A 1,416-nucleotide genomic window follows, 5' to 3' on the forward strand; every position below is an offset into this window, starting at 1 on the left:
TGCCAAATATCTGTAATACATATTGATTCTGTTCATCTTTGACCCTAAAATTAATGTAGCGACAATCAGTGGGATATGTTGTTTGCTCAGCTTTTATCTTTGTCTCAAAGATAAAGTCTGAATATATGCCATCTATTTTAGCTTTGGCCAAATCTGTTATATTCCCTTGAGTATATACTCCATCCGTTAGCGTCCACTGCCCACTTACTGGAGTTAAGTCATATATCCTTTTACCTCTATTTAACTCCTTAAAATTAAAGGTATTTAGTAGGATAGGGGTATCTTTTTCAATACCTAATGCCTCAATGGTCTTATCACCTTTTATCTCTTGTTTTACTCCACTTTGCATCAGATAAATCTTATCACCCGCTTGGTTTTTTATTACAGTCCCATTTGGATATTTAACTTCATCAAATGTCATAACAGTATCAAGTTTTTCTAACTCTTGTTTAGTGACATTTATTACTGGGTCAATATCTACATTAAATCTAAGTGCCCCGGCAGTGTCCATTCTTTCTTTACCTGCTTCTACTCCTTGGTTATCAAGTGCACCACCGATATTTTGATTTGAACCACGATCATATTTTACTTGAGTAAGGTCCTCTGCATGAATTATTTTTTGACTATCTTTATTATTACTACCTACTTTAATATAATCTATCCATAATTCACGGTTGGCAGTAGTTTGATGTAATATTTGAGAGTAGTACTCGTAAGTTGTGCCAGTAAGAGAGCGATCTTTATCCACCCAGGTGGATAACCAACTGTATATATCCTGGTCATTAGGATAGACAACATCTATTTTATGGTTGCCTGAAGATAATGGCACAGTAACAGTGTAGTCTTTGTATTCATCCGTTACAAACCATTCTTTTACTACCTGGCCATCAACACGCAATTGGATTAAAGGGAATGAACCGCCAGATTGAGTGCCTTTTGCCTTGACTGAGATAGTGTAAGGCTTGACATCTAAACCATGTGCCTTCAGTGTCATCTCATCTGGTAGTTCAATCTTTTTGTCCATCGTGGTGTAGTAATATTTATCGCCTGATTTGAGTATAGAACCGTTTGGATATTCTAAGTGAGGGAAAGGTTCTGAATCATCAGTGATACCTTGTAATTTTGAAAATGGGACTGGTTTGACCTTTGAAATATCTAATTCTAAACTCTCTAATGTCTTTGTATCTGGAATAAGTTTTTTCTCACCTGCTGGTGTTATCATGTAGTATTGTTCATCATTAGTTTCAGAGTTTTTCAGGATAGTGCCAATGGGGTATTCTAAGTGTGGTACAGGATTACCTTCTGGAATTTCTTCTAATTCTGAGGCAAATATTTCAGTTGGTTCTGTTTCGTCAAGGTCTAAGTTTCGTAAGGTTAATTCATTTGGTATATGACGAGCTAACCCAAAAGCCATAA

The 1,416-nt window shown here is 35.9% G+C and carries 1 protein-coding gene; it reads right to left on the bottom strand.

Translation table 11 applies throughout. The features are described 5' to 3' along the window. On the bottom strand, positions 1 to 1,416 hold a 1,416-nt coding region (locus AB1414_20860; GenBank protein ID MEW6609862.1), incomplete at both ends, for a carbohydrate-binding domain-containing protein.

The sequence above is a fragment of the bacterium genome (assembly GCA_040755795.1).
Taxonomy (GTDB): Bacteria; UBA9089; CG2-30-40-21; order CG2-30-40-21; family SBAY01; genus JBFLXS01.